Annotated in this window: 3 protein-coding genes; 1 reads left to right on the top strand and 2 read right to left on the bottom strand. The window is 73.8% G+C overall.

Annotation, left to right across the window (positions count from 1 at the left end; all coding sequences use genetic code 11):
* Positions 1-72 precede the first annotated feature (72 nt).
* Positions 73-1,386 carry an alkaline phosphatase gene (locus tag SSBG_RS15265; protein ID WP_008747005.1) on the bottom strand — a complete coding sequence of 438 codons (1,314 nt, stop codon included), beginning with the start codon at positions 1,384-1,386 and terminating at the stop codon, positions 73-75.
* A gap of 188 nt (positions 1,387-1,574) precedes the next feature.
* Here SSBG_RS15265 and SSBG_RS15260 point away from each other — a divergent pair, with 188 nt between their 5' ends.
* Positions 1,575-2,015, top strand: a complete 441-nt coding sequence (locus SSBG_RS15260) for a DUF2809 domain-containing protein (protein WP_037869834.1) — start codon at positions 1,575-1,577, stop codon at positions 2,013-2,015.
* A 60-nt stretch (positions 2,016-2,075) separates the two neighbouring features.
* Here SSBG_RS15260 and SSBG_RS15255 read toward each other — a convergent pair.
* Positions 2,076-2,838, bottom strand: a 763-nt coding sequence (locus SSBG_RS15255; protein WP_050776779.1) for a class I SAM-dependent methyltransferase, incomplete at its 5' end; no start/stop codon positions are given.

Below are 2,838 nucleotides of genomic sequence, written 5' to 3'. Positions count from 1 at the left end.
GCCCCGCGTCCCGCCCGCCCCGGCCCCCGGCAGCCGCGCCGGGGCCGTCCCGGAACCGCCCGGGGGACGCGGTCAGCGGCGCGTGAGGATGTCGCTCAGCACGGTGTGCACGTACGTGTTGGCGTGCTTGCCGTTGAAGCGCTCGGCGGAGGGGCCCTGCGCGGTGACGGGAACGGCGACCGAGGTGTGCTGGCCGGTGGTCCAGTCGATCGTGAAGGACTTGTCGGAGTTGCGGATCGGGAAGGGCCCGTCCTCGGTGGACTGCCCCGAACCGGACTCGTCCGTCGCGTCGTTCTCCTCGACCGCGAGGCCGCCCGTCTCGTGGTCGGCGGTCACGACGAGGAGGGTGTCGGGGTGCGTGGCCACGTACTGGCGCGCGACCGCGACCGTGCGCTCCAGCTGGCGCAGCGACTCCAGGGTCTTCTCGGCGTTGTTGGCGTGCGCGAACTCGTCGATGCCCTCCTCCTCGACCATGAGGAAGAAGCCGTTCTTGTTCTTGTTCGCGCCCTTGCCGTCGAGCGTGTCGAGCGCCTTCGTCGTCATCGTCGGGAGGTCCACGACGGGCTTGTAGACGTCGCCCTGGCCCTCGGGCTTCTGCTGGAACATCTCCTCGTTGGCGAAGAGGCCGAGCAGCTTGCCGTTCTTCGCCTTCGCCTTGCCGAGCTGCTTGGCGGAGGAGACGTACTCGTAGCCCTTCTTCTTCGCCTTGGCGACGAGGTTGCCCTTCGTGCCCTTGCTCGCCTCGCTCGGGTCCTCGGCGGGCTTGTCGGGGAAGGCGCCCGCGTTGCCCTTGGGCAGCCACCAGTCCTCGCCGCCGCCGAGGATCACGTCGGGCCGGGAGACGTCAAGGTACTGGCGGGCTATCTCGTCCTGCTGGCCGCGGTCGGCGGTGTTGGAGAAGAACGCGGCCGGGGAGGCGTCGGTGACCTGCGCGGTCGTGACGAGGCCGGTGCGCTTCCCGGCGGCCTTCGCCTGCTGGCCGAGCGTCGCGAGCTTGTTGCCGTCCACGTCCACGCTGATCGCGCCGTTGTACGTCTTCTCGCCGGTCGCCCACGCCGAGGCGGCGGCGGCCGAGTCGGTCACGACGGCCTTCGGGTCGTGCGGGCTCGTGGTGAGCTGGCCGCCGGCCGGGAGCTTGTCCATGGTCAGCTCGCCGTCGAGACCGGCGAGGAAGAGGCGGCCGGCCTCGCGGGCCGCCGGGCCCATGCCGTCGCCGTTGATGAAGATGACGTTCCTGGCCTTGGCGGGCTTCTTCGCGGCGGCCGCCTGCGGGGCCTGCGCCGAGGCGCCGAGGGTGGGGCTGACCACCATCGTCACGACGGCAGTCGCCGCGACGGCGGCGAGGGTCGTGCCGAGGCGGCGGGGCGTACGGGTGATGCGGTCCACGGGTCTGCTCCCCGGTGCTCGAAAGGGGCCGCGCGGGCCGGGGGGCCGGGCGCGGTCGGTACGGGCTCCGGCCGCTGACGACCGTCGCGCCGAGGACGCTAAGGACGGCGGCGGACCTCCCGGTGAACGGCGGATGAGATCCGCGGGCGGATAGGGTGTCGGGACGAGTTGAGCGCGGGGGGCGGCAGTTGGCCACGGGAGCGAAGGAACCGGCCGACGCGCCCGCCGTACCGCGCGGGGTCCGCATCCGCCTTCTCGCGGCCCTGGCCGCACTCGCCACGACCGGCCTCGCCCTCGCGGTGCGGGCGGTGTGGCCCGCCACGGACGGTGCCAAGTACGCGGGGGACGCCCTGTACACCGTCCTGCTCGCCTGCCTGTGCCTCCTGGCCGTCCCCGCCCTCGCGGCCCGCCGCGCCGCCGCCGTCGCGCTCGCCCTGAGCTGGGCGGTGGAACTGACGCGGCTCTGGCCGGCCGTCGCCCGCCTCTTGGCCCGCCACACCCTCGCCCGCTACGTACTCGGCAGCACCTTCAACGCCCCCGACCTCCTCTGCTACGCGGTCGGCGCGGCCCTCTCGGTACTCGTCCTGGCACCACTGGCCGCCAACACGGCGCGGAAGCGGGCTGGTTGAGCCGAGGCCGTACCCCTGCGGGGAGAGCCGCGCGCCACGGCGTCCTCCGAGCGCCCCCGTTCACTCCCCCGCGACCAGCAGCCGGTAGCCGTAGTCCACGGCGTCGCGCGTCAGCAGTTCGGCGTGGCGGCGGTGCCACTCGCCCGACTCCAGGTCGGCGCGCAGTCGCGCGACTCCGGGCCCGACGACGGAGTCGGGGAGCTGCGCGAACGTCGAACTGACCGCCCGTACCCCGGGATCGAGGAACATCTCGGGCCGCCGCCAGTACGCGACCTGGAAGCCGTCCGTGAAGTCGTGCGGGATGGGGAACGGCACGACGGTGTGCGCGCCCAATGCCTCGGCGACCGCGGCGAGCGGCGTGAACCGCGCGTGCTCCATCGCGCGGATCGCGGGGAAGTACTCGGCGACTGCCCACAGTTCGGTGCGGTGCGCGGGGTCCCACGTGAAGAGGACCTGCCTGCGCGCGACGCGCCGCAACTCGGCGATGCCGCGATGGAGGTCCGGCCAGTGGTGCACCGTCATGACCGCCGTGGCCGCCTCGAACTCCCCCTCCTTGAAGGGCAGTCGCGAGGCCCCGGCCCGCACCTTCCACCTGCCGGGGTGCTGGTCCAGCATGACCCGCGAGGGATCGACGGCCACGACCTCGGCCCCCTCCGGCTCGTAGGAGCCCGCCCCCGCCCCCACGTTGACGACCCGCCGCGCCCCGCCGAGCCCTTCCCGGATCAGCGCCGCGAGGCGCGGGTCGGCCCGCCGCACCCGCCGGTACCCGGCACCGATCCGGTCGTAGACGGCGGCGGGACGGGCGGCGGAGGCGGCGGCGGGG

The sequence above is a fragment of the Streptomyces sp. SPB074 genome (assembly GCF_000154905.1).
GTDB lineage: Bacteria > Actinomycetota > Actinomycetes > Streptomycetales > Streptomycetaceae > Streptomyces.
This window is presented reverse-complemented; position numbering and strand designations above follow the sequence as displayed.